Annotated in this window: 19 protein-coding genes and 1 pseudogene; 15 read left to right on the top strand and 5 right to left on the bottom strand. The window is 60.9% G+C overall.

Going from position 1 to position 19,348, the window contains the following annotated elements; translation table 11 throughout:
- Positions 1–252 precede the first annotated feature (252 nt).
- The 9 genes from RLEG4DRAFT_RS30150 to RLEG4DRAFT_RS30110 all read left to right on the top strand — a co-directional run bounded on the left by RLEG4DRAFT_RS30150 (position 253) and on the right by RLEG4DRAFT_RS30110 (position 10,161).
- Positions 253–831, top strand: coding sequence for an exopolysaccharide biosynthesis protein (locus tag RLEG4DRAFT_RS30150; protein ID WP_171898277.1), 579 nt, complete (start codon positions 253–255; stop codon positions 829–831).
- Between the two features lie 135 nt (positions 832–966).
- Entirely contained in the window at positions 967–1,917 is a 951-nt protein-coding gene (locus tag RLEG4DRAFT_RS30145; RefSeq protein WP_003582447.1) for a sugar-binding transcriptional regulator, read from the top strand.
- Between the two features lie 143 nt (positions 1,918–2,060).
- Positions 2,061–3,371, top strand: coding sequence for an ABC transporter substrate-binding protein (locus RLEG4DRAFT_RS30140; protein ID WP_003582446.1), 1,311 nt, complete (start codon positions 2,061–2,063; stop codon positions 3,369–3,371).
- A 136-nt stretch (positions 3,372–3,507) separates the two neighbouring features.
- Entirely contained in the window at positions 3,508–4,380 is an 873-nt protein-coding gene (locus tag RLEG4DRAFT_RS30135; protein WP_003582445.1) for a carbohydrate ABC transporter permease, read from the top strand.
- A 1-nt stretch (position 4,381) separates the two neighbouring features.
- On the top strand, positions 4,382–5,212 hold the full coding sequence (locus RLEG4DRAFT_RS30130) for a carbohydrate ABC transporter permease (protein ID WP_003582444.1): 831 nt from the start codon (positions 4,382–4,384) through the stop codon (positions 5,210–5,212).
- A 17-nt stretch (positions 5,213–5,229) separates the two neighbouring features.
- Positions 5,230–6,228, top strand: coding sequence for an ABC transporter ATP-binding protein (locus tag RLEG4DRAFT_RS30125; protein WP_003582443.1), 999 nt, complete (start codon positions 5,230–5,232; stop codon positions 6,226–6,228).
- A gap of 83 nt (positions 6,229–6,311) precedes the next feature.
- Positions 6,312–7,793: a mannitol dehydrogenase family protein gene (locus tag RLEG4DRAFT_RS30120; protein WP_003582442.1), complete on the top strand. Its 1,482-nt coding sequence runs from the start codon at positions 6,312–6,314 to the stop codon at positions 7,791–7,793.
- A gap of 95 nt (positions 7,794–7,888) precedes the next feature.
- Positions 7,889–8,578, top strand: a complete 690-nt coding sequence (locus tag RLEG4DRAFT_RS30115; protein WP_003582441.1) for an HAD family hydrolase — start codon at positions 7,889–7,891, stop codon at positions 8,576–8,578.
- Positions 8,578–10,161: an FGGY-family carbohydrate kinase gene (locus RLEG4DRAFT_RS30110; protein WP_003582440.1), complete on the top strand. Its 1,584-nt coding sequence runs from the start codon at positions 8,578–8,580 to the stop codon at positions 10,159–10,161. Before RLEG4DRAFT_RS30115 ends, RLEG4DRAFT_RS30110 begins: the two co-directional genes overlap by 1 nt.
- A 99-nt stretch (positions 10,162–10,260) precedes the next feature.
- On the opposite strand, the gene RLEG4DRAFT_RS38175 is transcribed toward RLEG4DRAFT_RS30110, so the two are convergent.
- The 3 genes and pseudogenes from RLEG4DRAFT_RS38175 to RLEG4DRAFT_RS30100 all read right to left on the bottom strand — a co-directional run bounded on the left by RLEG4DRAFT_RS38175 (position 10,261) and on the right by RLEG4DRAFT_RS30100 (position 12,304).
- Positions 10,261–10,761 carry a GNAT family N-acetyltransferase gene (locus RLEG4DRAFT_RS38175; protein WP_003582439.1) on the bottom strand — a complete coding sequence of 167 codons (501 nt, stop codon included), beginning with the start codon at positions 10,759–10,761 and terminating at the stop codon, positions 10,261–10,263.
- A gap of 54 nt (positions 10,762–10,815) precedes the next feature.
- Positions 10,816–11,186 (bottom strand): annotated as a pseudogene (locus tag RLEG4DRAFT_RS39445) (cupin domain-containing protein).
- 263 nt (positions 11,187–11,449) lie between these two features.
- Positions 11,450–12,304, bottom strand: coding sequence for a MurR/RpiR family transcriptional regulator (locus RLEG4DRAFT_RS30100; RefSeq protein ID WP_003582438.1), 855 nt, complete (start codon positions 12,302–12,304; stop codon positions 11,450–11,452).
- Positions 12,305–12,539: 235 nt separating this feature from the next.
- Here RLEG4DRAFT_RS30100 and RLEG4DRAFT_RS30095 point away from each other — a divergent pair, with 235 nt between their 5' ends.
- The gene (locus RLEG4DRAFT_RS30095; protein ID WP_003582437.1) at positions 12,540–13,253 is read left to right on the top strand and encodes a sulfate transporter family protein; all 714 of its coding nucleotides are present in this window, start codon (positions 12,540–12,542) and stop codon (positions 13,251–13,253) included.
- Positions 13,254–13,283: 30 nt separating this feature from the next.
- Here the strand turns inward: RLEG4DRAFT_RS30095 and nth are convergent, their stop codons facing one another.
- Positions 13,284–14,090, bottom strand: a complete 807-nt coding sequence (gene nth, locus RLEG4DRAFT_RS30090; protein WP_171898245.1) for an endonuclease III — start codon at positions 14,088–14,090, stop codon at positions 13,284–13,286.
- Between nth and RLEG4DRAFT_RS30085 the strand changes: the two genes are divergently transcribed.
- Positions 14,089–14,586, top strand: a complete 498-nt coding sequence (locus RLEG4DRAFT_RS30085) for a DUF2244 domain-containing protein (RefSeq protein WP_037094923.1) — start codon at positions 14,089–14,091, stop codon at positions 14,584–14,586. The two genes, nth and RLEG4DRAFT_RS30085, sit on opposite strands and share 2 nt — an antisense overlap.
- A 79-nt stretch (positions 14,587–14,665) precedes the next feature.
- Positions 14,666–15,538, top strand: a complete 873-nt coding sequence (locus RLEG4DRAFT_RS30080; protein WP_003582434.1) for a methylated-DNA--[protein]-cysteine S-methyltransferase — start codon at positions 14,666–14,668, stop codon at positions 15,536–15,538.
- Positions 15,539–15,660: 122 nt separating this feature from the next.
- On the opposite strand, the gene RLEG4DRAFT_RS30075 is transcribed toward RLEG4DRAFT_RS30080, so the two are convergent.
- Positions 15,661–16,638 carry a sugar-binding transcriptional regulator gene (locus tag RLEG4DRAFT_RS30075; protein WP_003582433.1) on the bottom strand — a complete coding sequence of 326 codons (978 nt, stop codon included), beginning with the start codon at positions 16,636–16,638 and terminating at the stop codon, positions 15,661–15,663.
- A 419-nt stretch (positions 16,639–17,057) separates the two neighbouring features.
- On the opposite strand from RLEG4DRAFT_RS30075, the gene tal reads away from it, so the two are divergent.
- From tal to RLEG4DRAFT_RS30060, 3 genes are all read left to right on the top strand, one after another.
- Complete coding sequence (gene tal / locus RLEG4DRAFT_RS30070) at positions 17,058–18,023, top strand: transaldolase (protein ID WP_003582432.1); 966 nt, start codon at positions 17,058–17,060, stop codon at positions 18,021–18,023.
- Positions 18,024–18,116: 93 nt separating this feature from the next.
- Complete coding sequence (locus RLEG4DRAFT_RS30065; protein ID WP_003582431.1) at positions 18,117–18,785, top strand: DUF1345 domain-containing protein; 669 nt, start codon at positions 18,117–18,119, stop codon at positions 18,783–18,785.
- 51 nt (positions 18,786–18,836) lie between these two features.
- The gene (locus RLEG4DRAFT_RS30060; RefSeq protein WP_037094366.1) at positions 18,837–19,283 is read left to right on the top strand and encodes a DoxX family protein; all 447 of its coding nucleotides are present in this window, start codon (positions 18,837–18,839) and stop codon (positions 19,281–19,283) included.
- Positions 19,284–19,348: the final 65 nt, after the last annotated feature.

Below are 19,348 nucleotides of genomic sequence, written 5' to 3'. Positions count from 1 at the left end.
GTCGTTCCTCAGGTCTTGCGAGCGTCTGCTCGCACTGTTGCGTGGGAATTACAAGCTTTTCATTTTTGGCACGATCGCCGCTCCTGGCGAAATTTCTAACCCCGCAAGTCATTCAATTGGCATATTGCACCGCCAGAATTCGGCCCTACTCTTCCATCATTTCCCGGATCAATGACCATCGAAAACGCCGATTCCCACAGACGCAGAAGACCACGTCCGCCACGTCCCAAAGGCCGTCGCCTTTCATCCATCCTGCGGCAGCTGGCCGCCGACCGGAGCCGGGAGCGGATTTCGATCGGCGATCTGTTCCAGACGATGGGCGACAGGGCAATCAGCGCGCTGATGCTGATCTTCGCGCTGCCGAATGCTTTTCCCACGCCGCCCGGGACCTCGGCAGTGCTCGGCGCGCCGTTGATCTTTTTGGCAGCGCAGCTGACCTTCGGGCTGAAACCCTGGCTGCCGCGGGTGATTGCCGACCGGTCGATGCGGCGGGAGGATTTCGAAACCATTGTCGGCCGTATCCACCGCCGGCTCGCCTGGGCGGAGCGCATGCTGAAGCCGAGGCTGGCGATCTTCGCCGAGCCGCCGGCGGAATATGTCGCCGGGGCGGCATGCCTGTTGCTGTCGATCGTGCTGCTGCTGCCGGTCCCGCTCGGCAATATGCTGCCGGCGATCACGATCTCGGTCTTCGCTTTCGGCATATTGGGCCGCGACGGGCTCTTCGCGCTGATCGGCTTCATCATGACGGCCGTGTCGCTGGTCATTGCCGGCGGCGTGATTTACGGGCTGGTGAAGGCGGCGATCTATCTCGTGATGCAATGGTTTGCCTGAGTAACGTCGGTTATTTGGCGGAGCTCTTTTCAACAGGCTCGACATTTGCCGGAATTTTGTTTTGATCTGGCGCGATACAGTTTCAAATCATGTTCGGCGGCGGCACGCCGGCTCACTTTGCGTGGTAGGCATTGAATGGCAAAAAGATCCGAGACCGCGGCACGCCTCGACGATGCGGCACGTGCCGGCTGGCTCTATTACGTCGCCGGGCGCACGCAGGATGAAATCGCCGCCGCGATGGGCATCTCGCGGCAATCGGCGCAACGGCTGGTATCGCTGGCGGTTGCCGAGCGTCTGATCAAGGTCCGGCTCGATCATCCGATCGCCGCCTGCCTGGAACTCGCCAGTCAGCTGCGGCGGAAATTCGGGCTGAAACATGTGGAGGTGGTGCCGAGCGATTCCGGGTCGTCGGCGACCGTCGGTATTGCCGAGGCGGCCGCGGCCGAGATCGAGCGGTGGCTGAAACGGGCCGAGCCGATCGTGCTTGCCGTCGGGACCGGCCGTACGCTGAAGGCGGCCGTCGACCAGCTTCCGGCGATCGAATGTCCCAATCACCGCATCGTTTCACTGACCGGCAATATCGCCCCGGACGGATCGGCCGCCTATTACAACGTCATCTTCAGCATGGCCGATGCGGTCAAGGCGCGGCATTATCCGATGCCGCTGCCGGTGCTTGTCACCTCGGCGGAAGAGCGGGAGCTGCTGCATGGTCAGCAGCTGGTGCGCTCGACGCTCGATATGAGCGCGCAGGCCGACGTCACCTTCGTCGGCATCGGCGAGCTCGGCATCGACGGGCCGCTCTGCGTCGACGGCTTCCTCGAGAAGGACGAGATGATGGAGCTGATGCGCGGCGGCGCCGTCGGCGAGATCTGCGGCTGGATCTTCGACGTCGACGGCAGGTTGCTCGACAACCCGATCAACGAACGCGTCGCGTCGGCGCCGATCCCATCTCGCGACGCGTCGATGGTCATCGGGCTGGCCAAGGGCAAGCGCAAGTTCAAGGCGATCCGAGCCGCCGTTGTCGGCCAGCAAATCAATGCATTGATTACCGACGAAGAGACGGCTGAGTTTTTGCTCAGGAATTGAGCAAAAATACTCATTTAAAATCAATGGATAGCTACTTCCTTCGGCGCCGCAGCAACGATTGCCGATTGACATTCTTTATCGTTTATTGAGTAATTGCCCATGAGCGAAGCGAATGCTCACACCCCGTCTTCTGGGAGGAAGATATGACATTGAGAACTTTTCTGCTGGGCGCCTGCTCAGCGCTGGCGTTTGCCGGCATGGCTTCGGCCGAGACGCTGACAATCGCAACCGTGAATAACGGCGACATGATCCGGATGCAGAAGCTGACGGATGATTTCAAGGCGAAGAATCCCGGCATCGACCTTGAATGGGTAACCCTCGAAGAGAACGTGCTGCGCCAGAAGGTCACGACCGACATCGCGACCAAGGGCGGCCAGTACGACGTTCTGACGATCGGCACTTACGAAGTTCCGATCTGGTCAAAACAGGGCTGGCTGCTGCCGCTCGACAATCTCGGCGCCAACTACGACGTCGACGATCTGCTGCCGGCGATCCGCAGCGGCCTGACCACGGACGGCAAGCTCTATGCGGCGCCGTTCTACGGTGAAAGCTCGATGGTCATGTACCGCAAGGACCTGTTCGACGCCGCCGGCCTGAAGATGCCCGACGCCCCGACCTGGGACTTCGTTGCGGACGCTGCCCGCAAGATCACCAACAAGGACAAGGAAATCTACGGCATCTGCCTGCGTGGGAAGGCCGGCTGGGGCGAGAACATGGCGTTCCTGACGGCCATGTCCAACTCCTTCGGCGCCCGCTGGTTCGATGAAAAGTGGAAGCCGCAGTTCGATCAGCCCGAGTGGAAGGACACGCTCGACTTCTATGTCAAGCTGATGAAGGATGCCGGTCCTCCGGGCGCGTCCTCCAACGGCTTTAACGAGAACCTGGCGCTCTTCCAGACCGGCAAGTGCGGCATGTGGATCGACGCAACGGTCGCTGCTTCCTTCGTCGCCGATCCGAAGCAGTCGCAGGTCGCCGACAAGGTCGGCTTTGCTCTTGCCCCGGACAAGGGCCTCGGCAAGCGCGGCAACTGGCTCTGGGCCTGGAACCTCGCCATCCCGGCGGGCTCGCAGAAGGTCGAAGCCGCCGAGAAGTTCGTCGCCTGGGCCACGAGCAAGGACTACACCAACCTCGTCGCTGAAAAGGAAGGCTGGCTGAACGCACCTCCCGGCACCCGCACCTCGCTCTATGCGAACGCGGATTACCAGAAGGCTGCTCCCTTCGCCAAGATGACGCTCGACTCGATCAACTCGGCCGATCCGACCAAGCCGACCGTCAAGCCGGTCCCTTATGTCGGCGTCCAGTTCGTGGCGATCCCGGAATTCCAGGGCATCGGCACGGCGGTGGGCCAGCAATTCTCGGCAGCCCTTGCCGGCCAGATTTCGGTCGACCAGGCGCTGAAGAGCGCACAGCAGCTGGCAACGCGTGAAATGACCAAGGCCGGCTACATTAAGTAATAACCTCCTGAGCCAAAGGCGGATCCTTGACAATCCGCCCCTCTGGGCCGCCGATGCCCGAACTGCATCGGCGGCCGCTTTTCAGACAAAGCTTTCTTGCGGCCGCTCCCCGCTTCAGATCAGATCGGTGATTGCCATGGCAACCTTGCATACCCGCTCCGCAGCGCGCCTGATGATTGCGCCCTCCGTGCTGCTCCTCTTTGCATGGATGATCGTCCCGCTCGCGATGACGATCTATTTCTCGACGCTGAACTACAATCTGCTCAATCCTGGCATGGAAAGCTTCGTCGGCTTTCTGAATTACGAATATTTTCTGTCCGATCCGGCCTTCTTCGCGGCGCTGATCAACACGCTGGTGCTCGTCGCCGGCGTACTGCTGATCACCGTCATCGGCGGCATCGCCTTCGCGCTGCTGCTCGACCAGCCGATGTATGGCCAAGGCATCGTGCGCATCCTGGTGATTGCGCCGTTCTTCGTCATGCCGACGGTGGCAGCCTTGGTCTGGAAGAACATGTTCATGAACCCGGTCAACGGCCTCTTTGCGCATCTTGCCAAGGCGCTCGGCCTGCAACCGATCGACTGGCTGGCCAATGCGCCGCTGTTCTCGGTTATTCTGATCGTTGCCTGGCAGTGGCTGCCCTTTGCCACCCTCATCATGCTGACTGCCCTGCAGTCGCTCGACGAAGAGCAGAAGGAAGCGGCCGAAATGGACGGCGCCGGGCCGATCTCGAAATTCATCTACATCATCCTGCCGCATATGGCCCGCGCCATTACCGTGGTGATCCTGATCCAGACGATCTTCCTGCTTTCGGTCTTTGCCGAGATCCTCGTCACCACCAATGGCGGGCCAGGCACCGACAGCACCAACCTCACCTATCTCGTCTATGCGCAGGCGCTGTTGCAGTTCGATATCGGCGGCGCTTCGGCGGGCGGTATCGTCGCGGTCGTACTTGCCAATATCGTCGCGATCTTCCTCGTCCGCCTCGTCGGCAAGAATCTGGAGGCTTGAGATGGCCAGAAAAGTCACAACCCGACGCAAGGTGATCGTCACCGCGATTGCCTGGGCGCTCGGCATCCTGATCTTCTTCCCGATCCTGTGGACGTTCCTCACCAGCTTCAAATCGGAAGCCGACGCCATCGCCTCGCCGCCGCAGTTCCTGTTCTTCCACTGGACGACGGAGAACTACGCGGAAGTGCAGAGCCGGTCGAACTATCTCAGCCACTTCATGAACTCGGTGATCATTTCCTTCGGCTCGACGCTGATCGGCCTGATCATCGCCATTCCGGCCGCCTGGGCGATGGCGTTTTCGCCGACCAAGCGGACCAAGGATGTGCTGATGTGGATGCTGTCGACCAAGATGATGCCGCCTGTGGGCGCACTGATCCCGATCTATCTGCTGTTTCGCAATTCGGGCCTGCTCGATACGCGCACCGGGCTGGTGATCGTGCTGACGCTGATCAACCTGCCGATCATCGTCTGGATGCTCTATACCTACTTCAAGGAGATTCCCGGCGAGATCCTCGAAGCGGCCCGCATGGATGGGGCGTCGCTGATGAAGGAGATCGTCTACGTGCTGACGCCGATGGCGGTGCCGGGCATCGCTTCGACGCTGCTTCTGAACATCATCCTTGCCTGGAACGAGGCCTTCTGGACGCTCAACCTCACCGCCTCCAAAGCGGCGCCGCTGACGGCCTTCATCGCTTCCTATTCCAGTCCGGAGGGGCTGTTCTACGCCAAGCTCTCGGCGGCATCGACCATGGCGATTGCGCCGATCCTGATCCTCGGCTGGTTCAGCCAGAAACAACTCGTCCGCGGCCTGACCTTCGGCGCTGTGAAATAAGATAAAGGGAGAGAAACATGGGCAGCATTACCCTTCAGAAGGTTTCCAAGGTCTTCGGCGAAGCCAAGGTCATCCCTTCGATCGATCTCGACATCCAGGACGGCGAATTCGTTGTCTTCGTCGGCCCATCGGGCTGCGGCAAGTCCACGCTCCTCAGGCTGATCGCCGGTCTCGAGGACGTTTCCGGCGGCAAGATCGTCATCGATGGCCGCGATGCCACCGAAAAGGCGCCGTCGGAGCGCGGCCTTGCCATGGTGTTCCAGTCCTACGCGCTCTATCCGCATATGAGCGTGCGCAACAATATCGCCTTCCCGCTGAAGATGGCGAACATGGACAAGGCGGAGATTGACCGCAAGGTGACGGATGCCGCACGGGTGCTCAATCTCACCGACTACCTGGAGCGCAAGCCGCGCCAGCTTTCCGGCGGCCAGCGCCAACGCGTCGCGATCGGCCGCGCCATCGTGCGCCAGCCTTCGGCCTTCCTGTTCGACGAACCACTGTCGAACCTCGATGCGGCGCTGCGCGTCAACATGCGCCTCGAAATCAGCGAGTTGCACCAGCAGCTGAAGACGACGATGGTCTATGTCACCCACGATCAGGTCGAGGCGATGACCATGGCCGACAAGATCGTCGTGCTGAACCGTGGCAATATCGAGCAGGTCGGATCGCCGCTCGAGCTTTACAGCCGGCCGCGCAACCTTTTCGTCGCCGGCTTTATCGGCTCGCCGAAGATGAATTTCATCAAGGGCCAGAACGCGGCGCAGCGCGGCGCCCATACGATCGGCATCCGGCCCGAACATGTGTTGTTGTCGATGGAGAGCGGCGATTGGAAGGGCAGGGTCGTGGTCGCCGAGCATCTCGGTTCCGACACTTTCCTGCATATCGATGCCGGGGAGATTGGCATGTTGACGGCGCGCGGCAGCGGCGATTTTGCCGCGAAGGCGGGCGATACGGTCTACCTGACGCCGGACCGTTCGCGTATTCACAAATTCAACGAGGGCGGCCTTGCCATCTGAGGCAGGCCGCCGGCTGGGGGCAGGCATGCGAGCCGGGCGATGGCGCCCGGCCGTTCCGGCAAGACCTTCAAGAGGACTGAAACATGACGTGCAAACTATCGCTGGCAACGCTTTCGGACGCGGCGCGCACTGCCGCGGTCCCTGGATATGACAGGGCATCGCTGAAAGCCGGTATCGTGCACTTCGGCGTCGGCAATTTCCACCGGGCCCATCAGGCGATCTATCTCGACGATCTCTTCAATCAGGGCACGGATCACGACTGGGCGATCATCGGCGCCGGCGTGCTGCCGTCGGATGCCGCGATGCGCGAAAAGCTTGCGGCACAGGATTTCCTGACGACGGTGGTCGAGCAGGACAACAACAAGACGGCGGCGCGCGTCACCGCGCCGATGATCGATATCCTGCCAGTCGGCGATCCCGCCGCGATCATCGCCAGGCTCGCCGATCCCGAAACCCGCATCGTCTCGATGACGATCACCGAGGGCGGTTATTTCATCGATGCATCGGGCACATTCAATCCGGCCCATCCGGCGATCGCCGCCGACGGGCAGAATCCCGGTGCGCCGCAGACGGTGTTCGGCCTGATCGTCGCCGGGTTGAAGGCGCGGAAGGACAAGGGCATCGGTCCTTTCACCGTCATGTCCTGCGACAACATTCCCCATAACGGCATCGTCACCGCCAATGCCGTCGTCGGTACGGCGGCACTGTCGGATCCCGGCTTTGCCGAGTGGATCCGGGCGAACGTCGCCTTCCCGAATGCGATGGTCGACCGCATCACGCCGGCAACCGGCCAGCGGGAGATCGATATCCTCAGGGACAATTTCGAGATCGAGGACAATTGGCCGGTTTATTGCGAGGAATTCAAGCAGTGGGTGCTCGAGGACAAGTTCACCGCCGGCCGGCCGGCACTGGAAAAGGTCGGCGTGACCTTCGTGCCCGATGTCACACCCTATGAGCATATGAAGATCCGCATCCTCAACGGCGGGCATGCGGCGATCGCCTATCCGGCGGCACTGATGGACATTCATTTCGTTCATGATTCCATGGAAGATCCGCTGATCCGCGCCTTCCTCGCCAAGCTCGAGAAAGACGAGATCATCCCGATCATACCGCCGGTGCCGAACACGTCGCTGACGGATTATTTCGCGCTGATCGAACATCGCCTGCTCAACCCGAAGATCGCCGACACCATTCCGCGGCTGGCGCAGGACGGATCCAACCGCCAGCCGAAATTCATCCTGCCGTCGACGCTCGACAATCTCAGCCAGGGCAGGGATGTCGTCGGCCTGTCGCTGGTCTCGGCGCTCTGGTGCCGCTATTTCGCCGGCAAAACCGACAGCGGCAGGGATATCGTCTTCAACGATGCCAGCGCCGAGCGGCTGCATGCGGCAGCGCTGAAGGCAAAGGACGATCCGTCGGTCTTCCTCGCCTTTGACGATATTTTCGGCGAGGTGGCGAAATCCGAACTTTTCCGCAAGCGTTTCGCCCATGCTCTCAAAACTCTGTGGGAAAAGGGCACGCGGGAGACGCTGCAGCTCTATCTCGACGGCAAGCTCGCAGTGTAGGCAATCCGTGGCGGCATTCGTTGCCGCCGTCCGTCCAGCCTTGCGAGGACGTGGGACGGTCGTGCGTGCGAAATCGAACTCAGATTGGGTCCTCCATGGCTGACGCTGAACCACGGCTGATCATCTTCGATTGCGATGGCGTGCTCGTCGATAGCGAGCCGATCTCGATCAGCGTGCTGGTCGGGGCGATGACCGATCTCGGCGTATCGATCACCGAGGACCAGGCGTATGAGCGCTTTCTCGGCCGCAGCCTGTCGACGCTCATCGATACGCTGGAAACCGAATTCAACGTGCATGCCGATGAGGAATTCCTCGAGCGCATTCGCACCGATCTCTACGCCCGCTTCCGCACCGAATTGAAGCCGATCGACGGTATGGCCGCGACGATCGACCGGCTTAGCATTCCCTGCTGCGTCGCCTCCTCAAGCCAGCTGGAACGCATCCGGCTGTCACTTTCCGTCACCGGGCTTCTCGGCAGACTGCCCGATCTCTTCAGTGCGACGATGGTCAAGCGCGGCAAACCGGCGCCCGATCTCTTCCTGCATGCGGCGCGTGAAATGCAGGTGGAGCCTGCTCATTGCATCGTCATCGAGGACAGCCCGGCCGGCATTGCCGCCGCCAAGGCGGCGGGTATGACGGTCTTCGCCTTCACCGGCGGATCGCATGCCAACTTCGCCGGCTATCGCGCCGAACTCGACCGGCTTGCGCCTGACGTGGTGTTTGACGCCATGCCGGAATTGATACACCTTGTCCGCAACCATAAGCTGGACGGGATCAAGATTTGATGCGGGATCATGTGGTTGCGGTGGATGTCGGCACCGGCAGTGCGCGCGCCGGCGTCTTCGATGCCCGCGGCCGCCTGCTCGCCAAGGCCGAACATCCGATCGTGATGAACCGGCCGCGCGAGAACCATGCCGAACACGATTCCGAGGACATCTGGTCCGCTGCCTGCGCGGCGGTGCGTAGCGCGATGCAGCAATCCGGCATCGCGGCAGCTTCGGTCGGCGCGATTGGCTTCGACGCCACCTGTTCGCTTGTCGTGCGCGATGTCGAGGGCCGGCAGCTCAGCGTTTCCACCGGCGGCGAGAAGCGGTTCGACACGATCGTCTGGCTCGATCACCGGGCGCTGAAGGAAGCCGATTTCTGCACGGCGACGGGCCACGCTGTGCTTGAACATTCCGGGCAGGTCATGTCGCCCGAAATGGAGATGCCGAAGCTGATGTGGCTGAAGAAGAAGCTGCCCTCCACATGGGAAAAGGCCGGCTACTTCTTCGATCTCGCCGATTTCATGACGTGGAAATCGACCGGATCGCCTGCCCGGTCGCGTTGCACGCTGACGGCGAAATGGAACTATCTCGCCCATCTCGAAAAGGGCTGGCAGCAGGATTTCCTGGAGCGGATCGGTCTCGAGGACCTTCGGTCGCGCGGCCAGCTGCCGGATGAGACCGTGCCGGTCGGAGGCAGCGTCGGCTGGCTGACGCCGGAGGCGGCCGAGGCGCTGGGGCTGACCACCGACTGCCATGTCTCGGCCGGGATGATCGACGCTTATGCCGGCGCGCTCGGCGCGCTCGGCGGTTATGCCGCCGATCCTGCAAAGCGCGAGCACCAGTTGGCGCTGATCGCCGGCACGTCGAGCTGTATCGTCACCTTCTCCAGGCAACGCCAGCCGAGCCTTGGCATGTGGGGTCCCTATTACGAGGCAGTTTTCCCGCAATCCTGGCTGGTGGAGGCGGGGCAATCGGCGACCGGTGCGCTGCTCGACCACATCGTGCGCATGCATGCCGCCGGCGGCGAGCCGACGGCAGCGCTGCATCAGAGGATCGTCTCACGCATTGCCGAATTGCGGACCGAGCAGGGCGATGCCTTCGGGGCGCGCATTTTCGTGCTGCCGGATTTCCATGGCAATCGCTCGCCGCTCGCCGATCCGCACGCCGTCGGCGTCGTCAGCGGGCTGAGCCTCGATACGTCCTTCGATGGCCTCTGCACGCTTTACTGGCGCACTGCCGTGGCGATTGCGCTCGGCATTCGGCATATTCTGGAAATGATGAAGCAATACGGCTACGTGCCCGATACGCTGCATATTGCCGGCGGGCATGTGAAGAACCCGGTGCTGATGGAACTCTACAGCGATGCCACCGGCTGCAAAGTCGTGGTGCCGAGGATGAACGAGGCGGTGCTGCTCGGCACGGCGATCGCCGCATCCGTCGCCTGCGGCTTGCACGCAGATCTGGCGGCTGCCGGCGAGGCGATGTATCCGGGCGGCGATGAACGGCTTCCCGATAAGGCGAAGCAGGCGCTCTACGACCGCGACTACCGCCGTCTTCTCGCCATGCACCGACATCGCACTGAGCTGGAAACGATGCAGTAGCAGTTAGAACATCTCCGTTTTTCTCCGAAACACGGAGATGTTCCATCCCTTTGTTTTACGCATTCCCGGGAAAACCCGCTGCGCACTTTCCTGGGATTGCTAGAGCTTCCTCGCCATAAAAATCGTGATGGGCTGCAAGCTTAGCGGAACGGTTCTAAACTGCTCGCTTCGTTTGAAGCCAAAGGCATCGTAGAGAGCAATGGCGTCACTCATAAACGTCACGGTTTCCAATCGCACATTTGCGTATCCGTCATCGCGCATTGCATCCAAGCAGGCGGTCATCAGGCCCTTCGCAACACCTTGACCTCTTGACGCGGGACGGACGTACATTTTCTGTAATTCGGCGACACTGTCATCTGACTTCGAATAACCAACACACCCGGCCACGTGTTTATCTGCGCGAGCCAAGAAGAAGCCCGCGCCGCGTTGACCGAATTTTTCCATCAGAGTTTCTGCGGTGTGTCCGTAGATGTATTCGAACAATACGGCATCGGGCACCCCGAACTTTCTGGACTCTTCTGCGTCCCATTTTCCCATTGCATTGATGAGCGCAAGCCCCTCTTCGAAATCAGCTGGAGAATTGATTGCGTGTATCTCCATGAAACGCCCCTCCAACGGTAACACTGCCAAAGCGGCAGTCGGGTTCTTTATGCTTTATGCCAACCCAAGAGCCAGCGTCAGATCACTGATCATCCCAAAATGCTCTTCGATCACAGCATTTTTCTCGGGAGTGTCGGCAGAGCAGGCTTCATTATCGACAAATAATTGCTCGCAACCTGCTGGAGTAACTGTGCCGAACATTTGGCCGAGTTCGTCACCTATATTCCGCCAGCTGTGTCGCGCATGCGGTGGCAAAACAACGACGGTTCCTGGTGGTGCATCGAACTCCTCGTCGCCGCATTGAAACGATACAGGCCATGGATCACGCGAAAGACTTCGGTTTCTCGCGTGTGAACTTGTGGGGCTGGGCTATGACCCGGCGGCCTGCCGGGCAAAGAAACAACTGCATTCCGGAAAGTCGACATGAAGACTACCTCCTCGCTGGTTGCAATCTACACAACTATCGCTCCCCGGCGATACCCTCAGGCGAAGAATCTTCTTGTGGAGCTTCTTCTTCTTGCCCGCCGCAGCTATGACAATACTTCAAGTTGTTGGGGAATTTCTGCTGACGGAACTACAGAGGGGGCGCAGACGGCATGAGCTTCAAACAGACCGCTTAAAGGCGGTCCTTTTCGAAGCTGATGATAGTGGTGCGCTCATTAGATGCCACCACGAAGCGGAACGCGCCTTAGTGGTTCGCCGTCTCGCCGAGGACGGTCGCAAACTCCATCATGCGGCGGCGGCGAAGGGCGGCCTCTTCCCCGACTTCGAGGATGACGGATTCCGACAGGCAGTCGAGCAGTGCGATCAGCGGCGGAAGATTGTCGAGATCGGGCGCGCGCGCGGGCGGCAAGGGCAGCATGACATTCGACTGATCCGCCATCCAGTCCGCCTGCTGCGGTGAAATGAGCACGACCTTATAACCGTAGCGCCGCGCCGTCCTGGCAAGCAGGCGCGCCTTGGCGAAGCGGCGACAATCGATGATGACGAGCAGCGCGTCGTCGACCGCCAGCCTGGCGAAGAGCTCGGCAAAACGGTTGTCGGCGCCGTCGAGCGTGCGCACGCCGTCACGCGCCTGCGTCAGCCGCTGGCAGAAATGATGGGCAAGGCTTGCAAGCCGGGCATGCGTGGCGATCGACACTTCCCGGGCGGTGCTGATCAGGCTGACGGCTTCGGACCAGTGCGGCTGCGCCGTCAGATGGTAGATATGGTGGAGCGCCTGGATCTGTTCGGCAACCAGCACGGCGAGCGGTTTGCCCTCGGCGGCGTCCTGATGCAGCTCGCTCATGGCGCTCTGCAATTGCGCCGGCGATGTCGTCACGGTCTCGCGAATTTCTACTTTGACACTGTCCAATCCCTGATAGCCGAGCGCGCGCAGGAAGCGCCCAACGGTCATCGGCGAGAGATCCAGCCTGTCGGCGACCGACGCAGCCGTCTCGAACGGCAGGTCGTTCAGATGTTCGGTGAAATATTTCGCAATGCGGCGCTCGGCCGGAGTGCCGCTTTTTGCGTATTGCCTGAGTTTTTGCACAAAGTCTTCCACATCAGCCTCCCCCGTTTTTCCTTAGAGGCGTTCCGTGGATGCGCTGTTGCGACCCCTTGTCTTTGCAACTATTTCGGAAGCTGCTTCTCAGGCCCATGCATATTCAGATACGTGACAATACTATATTAGCATTTCATTTTCGACAAGTTTTCTATTACCGACTGCAATTTTATTCTCTCTTGTGGGTGGCATCAATCTTTCCTACATCTTCGGCGCAACCGGAGACGCCTAAGACATGATCCTTGATGCCGCTCGACTATCGCTGACCAATTTGTTCGCGCCGGAAACACGTTCGGTCTTCTGGAAAGTGCTCGGCCTGACGGTCCTCGTTCTGGTCGGTCTCTGGTTCGCGCTGCGCGGGGCCTTCATGGCCTTCCTCTTTCCCTGGCTCACCAGCTTCTTTCCCGATGTGCCGGATTGGGCCGGGTGGCTCGCCCTGGTTTTCGCAATTCTTGCCGGGATCGGTCTTGCGCTGATCCTGGCGTTGCTGCTGTCACCTGTCACGGCGCTGATCGCTGGCCTGTTTCTTGACGATGTCGCCGACGTCATTGAAAAACGCGATTATCCCCAGGACGCGGCGGGCACCGCCATGCCGCTCGCGCCGGCGATCGTAAGCTCGATCAAGTTCCTCGGCGTGGTTATCCTCGGTAATATCGTGGCGTTGCTGCTGCTGTTCATCCCGGGCGTCAATCTGGTCGCGTTCTTTCTGGTGAACGGCTATCTGCTCGGACGGGAATTTTTCGAATTCGCCGCCATGCGCTTCCGTTCGCCTGAGGAGGCGCGGCTCGTCCGCGCCAAACACGCCTCCACCGTCTTTCTTGGCGGGCTGGTGATCGCGTTGTTTCTGGCGGTTCCGTTCGTCAATCTTCTGACCCCGCTGTTCGCCGCCGGCATGATGGTGCATCTGCACAAGCTGATTTCCGCGCGCGAGGCCGGTATGCGAAGCTGAGGCACGGCGGCAGGGCAGAGATGCCCTGTCCTATTCCACGGCCTCGCCGATCACCTGCGGCGGTAGCTCGACGAGCGGCGCCGGTATATCCCAACTCTTCTCAGGCGACTTGCAGAGGTCGGCGATGACGCAGCGCTCGCATTCCGGGCGGCGCGCCTTGCAAGTATAGCGACCGTGCAGGATCAGCCAGTGATGGGCGTGATAGAGGTAATGTTGCGGGATCACCTTCATCAGCCGCGCCTCGACCTCGTCGGGCGTCTTGCCGGGGGCAAGCCGGATGCGATTGGCGATGCGGAAGATATGCGTGTCGACGGCCATCGTCGCCTGGCCGAAGGCCATTGACAGCACGACATTGGCGGTCTTGCGGCCGACGCCCGGCAATTTCACCAGTTCCTCTCGCGTCTCCGGCACCTTGCCGGCGAAATCGTCGACCAGCATCTGCGAGAGCGCGATGACGTTTTTCGCCTTGTTGCGATAGAGACCGATCGTCCTGATGTGATCGCGCAGCCGCCCCTCGCCGAGATCGAGCATCTTTTCCGGCGTATCGGCAAGCTTGAAGAGGGCGCGGGTCGCCTTATTGACGCCGACATCGGTCGCCTGCGCCGACAGTGCGACTGCAACGACCAGGGTAAAGGGGTTGGTATGCTCGAGTTCGCCCCTCGGTTCCGGCCGCTGCACCGAGAAGCGGCGGAAGATCTCCTCGCGCTCGGCCAGCGAATAGGCGGTCTTCACTGCCGCCGCCGGTTTGCGGTGGGCGATCACATTCGAGTTTTGCGACGGTTTGGTCACGGATTTGAGTTTCGGATTCGCCATGGTGAATCTATACTCAGCAGCCATGATGGAAAGCAACGCCGATAGCTTCAACGAGCAGCCTGTTTTCGCTGCCGAACTCTTCCCCCACCGATCGCTCGGCCGCCGGGGCTTTAGGGTGCTGCTTGTTCTGTCCGGTTCCGTCTGCTTCCTCTACGGCATGTTCTTCATCGCGACCGGCGCCTGGCCGATCGGTTTCTTCTTCGGGCTGGATTTCCTGCTTATCTATGGCGCTTTCTGGCTGAATTATCGCTCGGGGAGAGCGCGCGAACAGGTGACGGTGTCGCGCACCGATGTGTCTGTGCGCAAGTTTGCGCCATCGGGACGAATGGTGGAGCATCATTTCAATCCGTTCTGGGCGCGTTTCCTCATCCGCCGGCACCAGGAGCTCGGCATCCTTTCCATGCAGATATTCGGCGAGGGCCGGCGCACCGATATTGGTTCCTTCCTCAACCCCGACGATCGTGAAAGCTTTGCCAAAGCCTTCAAAGGCGCGCTCGCCACGGTCAAGCAGCGTATCTGAACTTAGCTGACGGGTGCGCAAGAAACGGGTGGTTTGCGAACAGCCTATTGATTATCTCCTTACGACAAGGAGAAAGACGATGAATATGATTGCGAACCTGCAAACAGACATCACGCCTGACGGCCCCGATTATGACATTGTCCGTCGGGTGATCGAACTCATCACCGAGGATTACCGCGACCAGCCTTCGCTGGAGGCGATCGCCGCGCGGCTCAATCAGTCGCCGACGCAGCTGCAGAAGACCTTTACCCGCTGGGCCGGCCTGTCACCCAAGGGTTTCCTGCAGGCGGTGACGCTCGACCATGCCAAGCGGCTGCTGCGCAAGGAAGATATGCCGCTGCTCGAAACCTCGATCGAGGTCGGCCTCTCCGGCCCGAGCCGGCTGCATGATCTCTTCGTCACCCATGAGGCGATGTCGCCCGGCGAGTGGAAGGCCAAGGGCGGTGGCCTCACCATCCGTTACGGCTTCCACATCTGCCCCTTCGGTGTCGCGCTGATCATGGTGACCGACCGCGGCCTGGCTGGCCTCGCCTTCAGCGATTCCGGCGACGAGCGGGCCTGTCTCGAAGACATGACCTGCCGCTGGCCGAATGCCTGTTATATCGAGGACCTGCAGGCGACGGTTCCCTACGCCGCCCGCATCTTCGAGCCCGGCAGATGGTCGTCCGAGCAGCCGCTGCGCGTCGTGCTGATCGGCACGGATTTCCAGGTGCGTGTCTGGCAGAGCCTGATGAAGATCCCATTCGGTAAGGCCGTCACCTATTCCGATATCGCCAATGATATCGGCCGGCCGACGGCACAGCGCGCTGTCGGGGCTGCGGTCGGGGCAAATCCGATCTCCTTCGTCGTGCCCTGCCACCGGGCGCTCGGCAAGAATGGTGCTTTGACAGGTTACCACTGGGGCCTCACCCGCAAGCGGGCGATGCTCGGCTGGGAATCGGCGCAGGCCTGAGAGTGTTGAGGGAGGTCGGTCGTTGCTGATTGCTCCGACCGGTCGCTCCTTGCGTCGCTCACCCCTCATCGCCTCCCTATCGCTCCGGCACTTCTCCGGCTGCGGAGGAGAGGGACGAAATGTCATTCCGCCAGTCGCAATAATTCTCGGGCCGCACTTTCATCGGTAATCAGCGTGTTGCAGCCGATGCGCTTGATCGTGGCGCGGATGGCGACGGCGCGGTGGGCGCCGCCGGAGGAGAGCACGATGTGCTTGGCCTCTTTCAGCGTATCGAGATCGACGGACATGACGCGCCGATTGATCGAGTGGTCGACGGAATTGCCGTCCTTGTCGAGGAAGTTGAACATGGTGTCGCAGACGCAGCCGGCATCGATCAACTGCTGCAGCTCGGCTTTCGAGATCCAGCCCTCCGACAACGAGGTCGAATGCGGGCCGATATCGCCGCAGCTGACGATCGCCAGATCAAGGTTCTCGGCGAGACGGTAGATTGTGTCCAGTCCGCATTTCTCGATCAGGTTGCGCTTGGTCTCGACGGAATCGACGAGAAGCGGCGCCAGGAACATATAACATTCGGCGCCGAGCTGATTTGCCAGCCGCCATGTGTAATCGATCGGGTTCGTCTGGTGCACGGCGACGATGCCGCCGAGCAGGGAGACGACCTTGCAATTGGCACGGCGCGGCGGCCGGAAGCTCGACAGCGAGGCGGTCATGGTCCGGCCCCAGCCGACGCCGATGGTGTAGTCGTCGGGGATGGCTTCGGAGAGGAACTGGCCCAGCGCCAGCCCGACATTCCTCGCCAGCGAATTGACGTCGCCATGGACCGGCGCCGGCACGACGATCGCCTCGTCGAGGCCATAGGCGCGCTCCAGCTTTACCGCAAGTTCAACGCAATCGCCGATCGAATCGTTGATCCAGATCTGGACTTCGCTGCGCTTCATCGCCTCGTCGAGCAGGCGGATCACAGTGGTGCGGCTGATGCCGAGCTGTTCGGCGACGTCCTTCTGGGTCAGGCCTTCATTATAGTAGAGCCATGCCGCCCTCAGCCGCAGCGAGGATGCCTCGGAATAGGCCGTGTGCGTGCCGCGTTTGAGCTTGACCACATTTCCTCCAGCCGAATTCCCGCCCTAAATCCCTTTTGGGATCAACGGTTGTCACGGCACGTTTGTTGCGGGGATAATGACGGGTGTGACACTTATGTCAATTGAAATGCACAAATGTCCTTGACTTTCCCTCGGGCGAACGGCGATAGTCCTGGCCACACGAAATCGTTCTGTCCGTCCGAGGAGGACATAGTGCGGGCATGCCGAAAGTCACGACCGGCCTTCCAGTCGCAGGCGTCGCTTGCGTTCGGGCGGACGTTTAGCCGCGGGAACACGGCCACTGTCCTTCACGTTTATGAATCATCCGTGACGGATGCGCGCATTTTCGCCCGCAGCATGCAGACAAGCTGTCGGTAGATCACCTTTGCCGGGCGGAACTCGCGCCGGTCGCAGCCCAAGTTCAACAAGGATTATTGACCATGACATCCAAGCTTGACCAACTCCGCGAGATTACCACCGTCGTCGCCGATACCGGCGACATCGAGGCCGTCGCCCGCCTGAAGCCGGTGGATTGCACGACCAACCCGAGCATCGTGCTGAAGGCACTCGGCACGCCGATGTTTGCCGACGTCATCAAGGAAGCTGTCGCCTGGGGCAAGAAGCAGGGCGGTAATTCCGAAGCCGTTTCCTCAGCTGTGGCCGATCGCCTCGCCATCTCCGTCGGCGCCGCCCTGGTGAAGCTCGTCCCGGGCCGTGTCTCGACCGAGGTCGATGCCGATCTCTCCTTCGATACCGAGGCGTCGCTTGCCAAGGCGCGGTCGATCATCGCCGCCTACAAGGAGCGCGGCATCGGTCAGGATCGCATCCTCATCAAGCTCGCCTCCACCTGGGAGGGCATTCGCGCCGCGGAAGTGCTGCAGAAGGAAGGCATCGACTGCAACCTGACGCTTCTGTTCAGCAAGGCCCAGGCGATTGCTTGCGCCGACGCCAAAGTCTTCCTGATCTCGCCTTTCGTCGGCCGCATTCTCGACTGGTACAAGAAATCGACCGGCAAGGAGTTCGGCCCTGAGGAAGATCCGGGCGTCATCTCCGTCCGCGAAATCTACAACTACTACAAGACCAACGACATCAAGACGATCGTCATGGGCGCCTCCTTCCGCAGCGCCGGTGAAATCGAGGCCCTTGCCGGCTGCGACCGCCTGACCATCAGCCCGAACCTGCTCGACGAACTTGCCAAGGACGAAGGCAAGCTGGAGCGCAAGCTCTCGCCTGATAACCGGAAGCCGGATCCGAGGGTTTCGGTCGACGAGAAGACCTTCCGCTGGATGATGAACGAAGACGCGATGGCGACGGAAAAACTCTCCGAAGGCATCCGTGCTTTCGCCAAGGATCTGGGGACGCTGCGCACTATGGTGCAGAAGGAACTGCAGCTCGCCGCCGCCTGATAGGCTTGGACATGCAATCGAGGGCGCGGATGCCGGTTGGCAGCCGCGTCTTTTTCATGCTGTTATCAAGGGCATATCTTGTCGGAGACTGGTATGGCGGATGAGGAACCGGCAAATTCGCTTGGGGCGCTTGCCTACAAACATGCAAGCTTCATCATCGCCATTCTTGCCGGACTGGTGGTCTTCCTGCTTCTGACCTCGCGGGAGGTCAGCGCTGCCAACATCTTGCTCGGCTGGAATGTCAGCGCCGGTGTTTTTGTCGGGCTCAGCTGGCGCAAGATGCTGCGGGCGACGGTCGAGAGCATCCGCAAACGCTCCGCGGATCTCGATTTCTCAGACACCGTTTTGCTGGCCCTTTCGATTGGCGCCGCACTTGCCAGCATTGCCGGCATCGGCATCGAGCTGCATTCGATCAAGGAGGCGGCACCTGACGTTGCGCTGGCGCGGGCGGGTGCCGCGGTGTTGACGATCCTGATCTCCTGGATCTTCCTGCATACGCTCTTCACCATTCATTACGCCCATTATTTCTATGGCGGGGCGGACGAGGAGGGCGGCCTCAAATTTCCCGACGGCATCGAAGAGCCCGGCTACTGGGACTTCCTCTATTTCTCCTTCACCATCGGCGTTGCCGCGCAGACGGCGGATGTCGCGGTCAGTTCGACCAGCATGCGCAAGCTGACGCTGCTGCATGCCGTGCTGTCGTTCCTGTTCAATACGACGATCCTGGCGCTGGCGATCAATGTCGGCGCAAGCCTGCTATAATGCCCCTTGCCGGAGCGGGTGGCCAACCACTTGCTCTTCAAACCGGAGGGTATGATGGAAAGCGCTGCAAGCCGGCCCAGTCTGGCCGATCTCATTCTTCTCCTCGGCAGGCTGCTGCTGTCGCTGATCTTCCTGCACGAAGGCTTGGTGCTCGCATCGGACATCAGCGCGACCGTCGACATTTTCGCAAAACTCGGGCTGGCCGCGCCGGTTGCATTTGCCGTCATAGCACTTCAGATCGGCGCCGGCCTTTCCGTTGCGACAGGTTTCCTCAGCCGGCTTGGCGCATTGGCGCTGGCCTTCTTCTGCCTGGCGACGGCCTTACTCTTTCACACGAATTTTGCCAGCCAGAATGAGCTGCTGCATTTCGAGAAGGACCTGGCGATTGCCGGCGGCATGTTCGTCCTGGCGGCTTCGGGGGCGGGATCGATATCGATCGACGGGCTGCTGAGAACGCGGGCAGACCGAATGCATCCCTGGCTAAGGTCGGTATTGTAGCGAATTCGCGGCAAACTCTGCGCGACATGGCGTAGACCGCTCCGCGGCTTGTTCGAGCCACGGAT

It is taken from the genome of Rhizobium leguminosarum bv. trifolii WSM2297, assembly GCF_000271845.1.
Note: the sequence above shows the minus strand (reverse complement) of the source record. Positions and strands in the feature narration are given on the sequence as shown.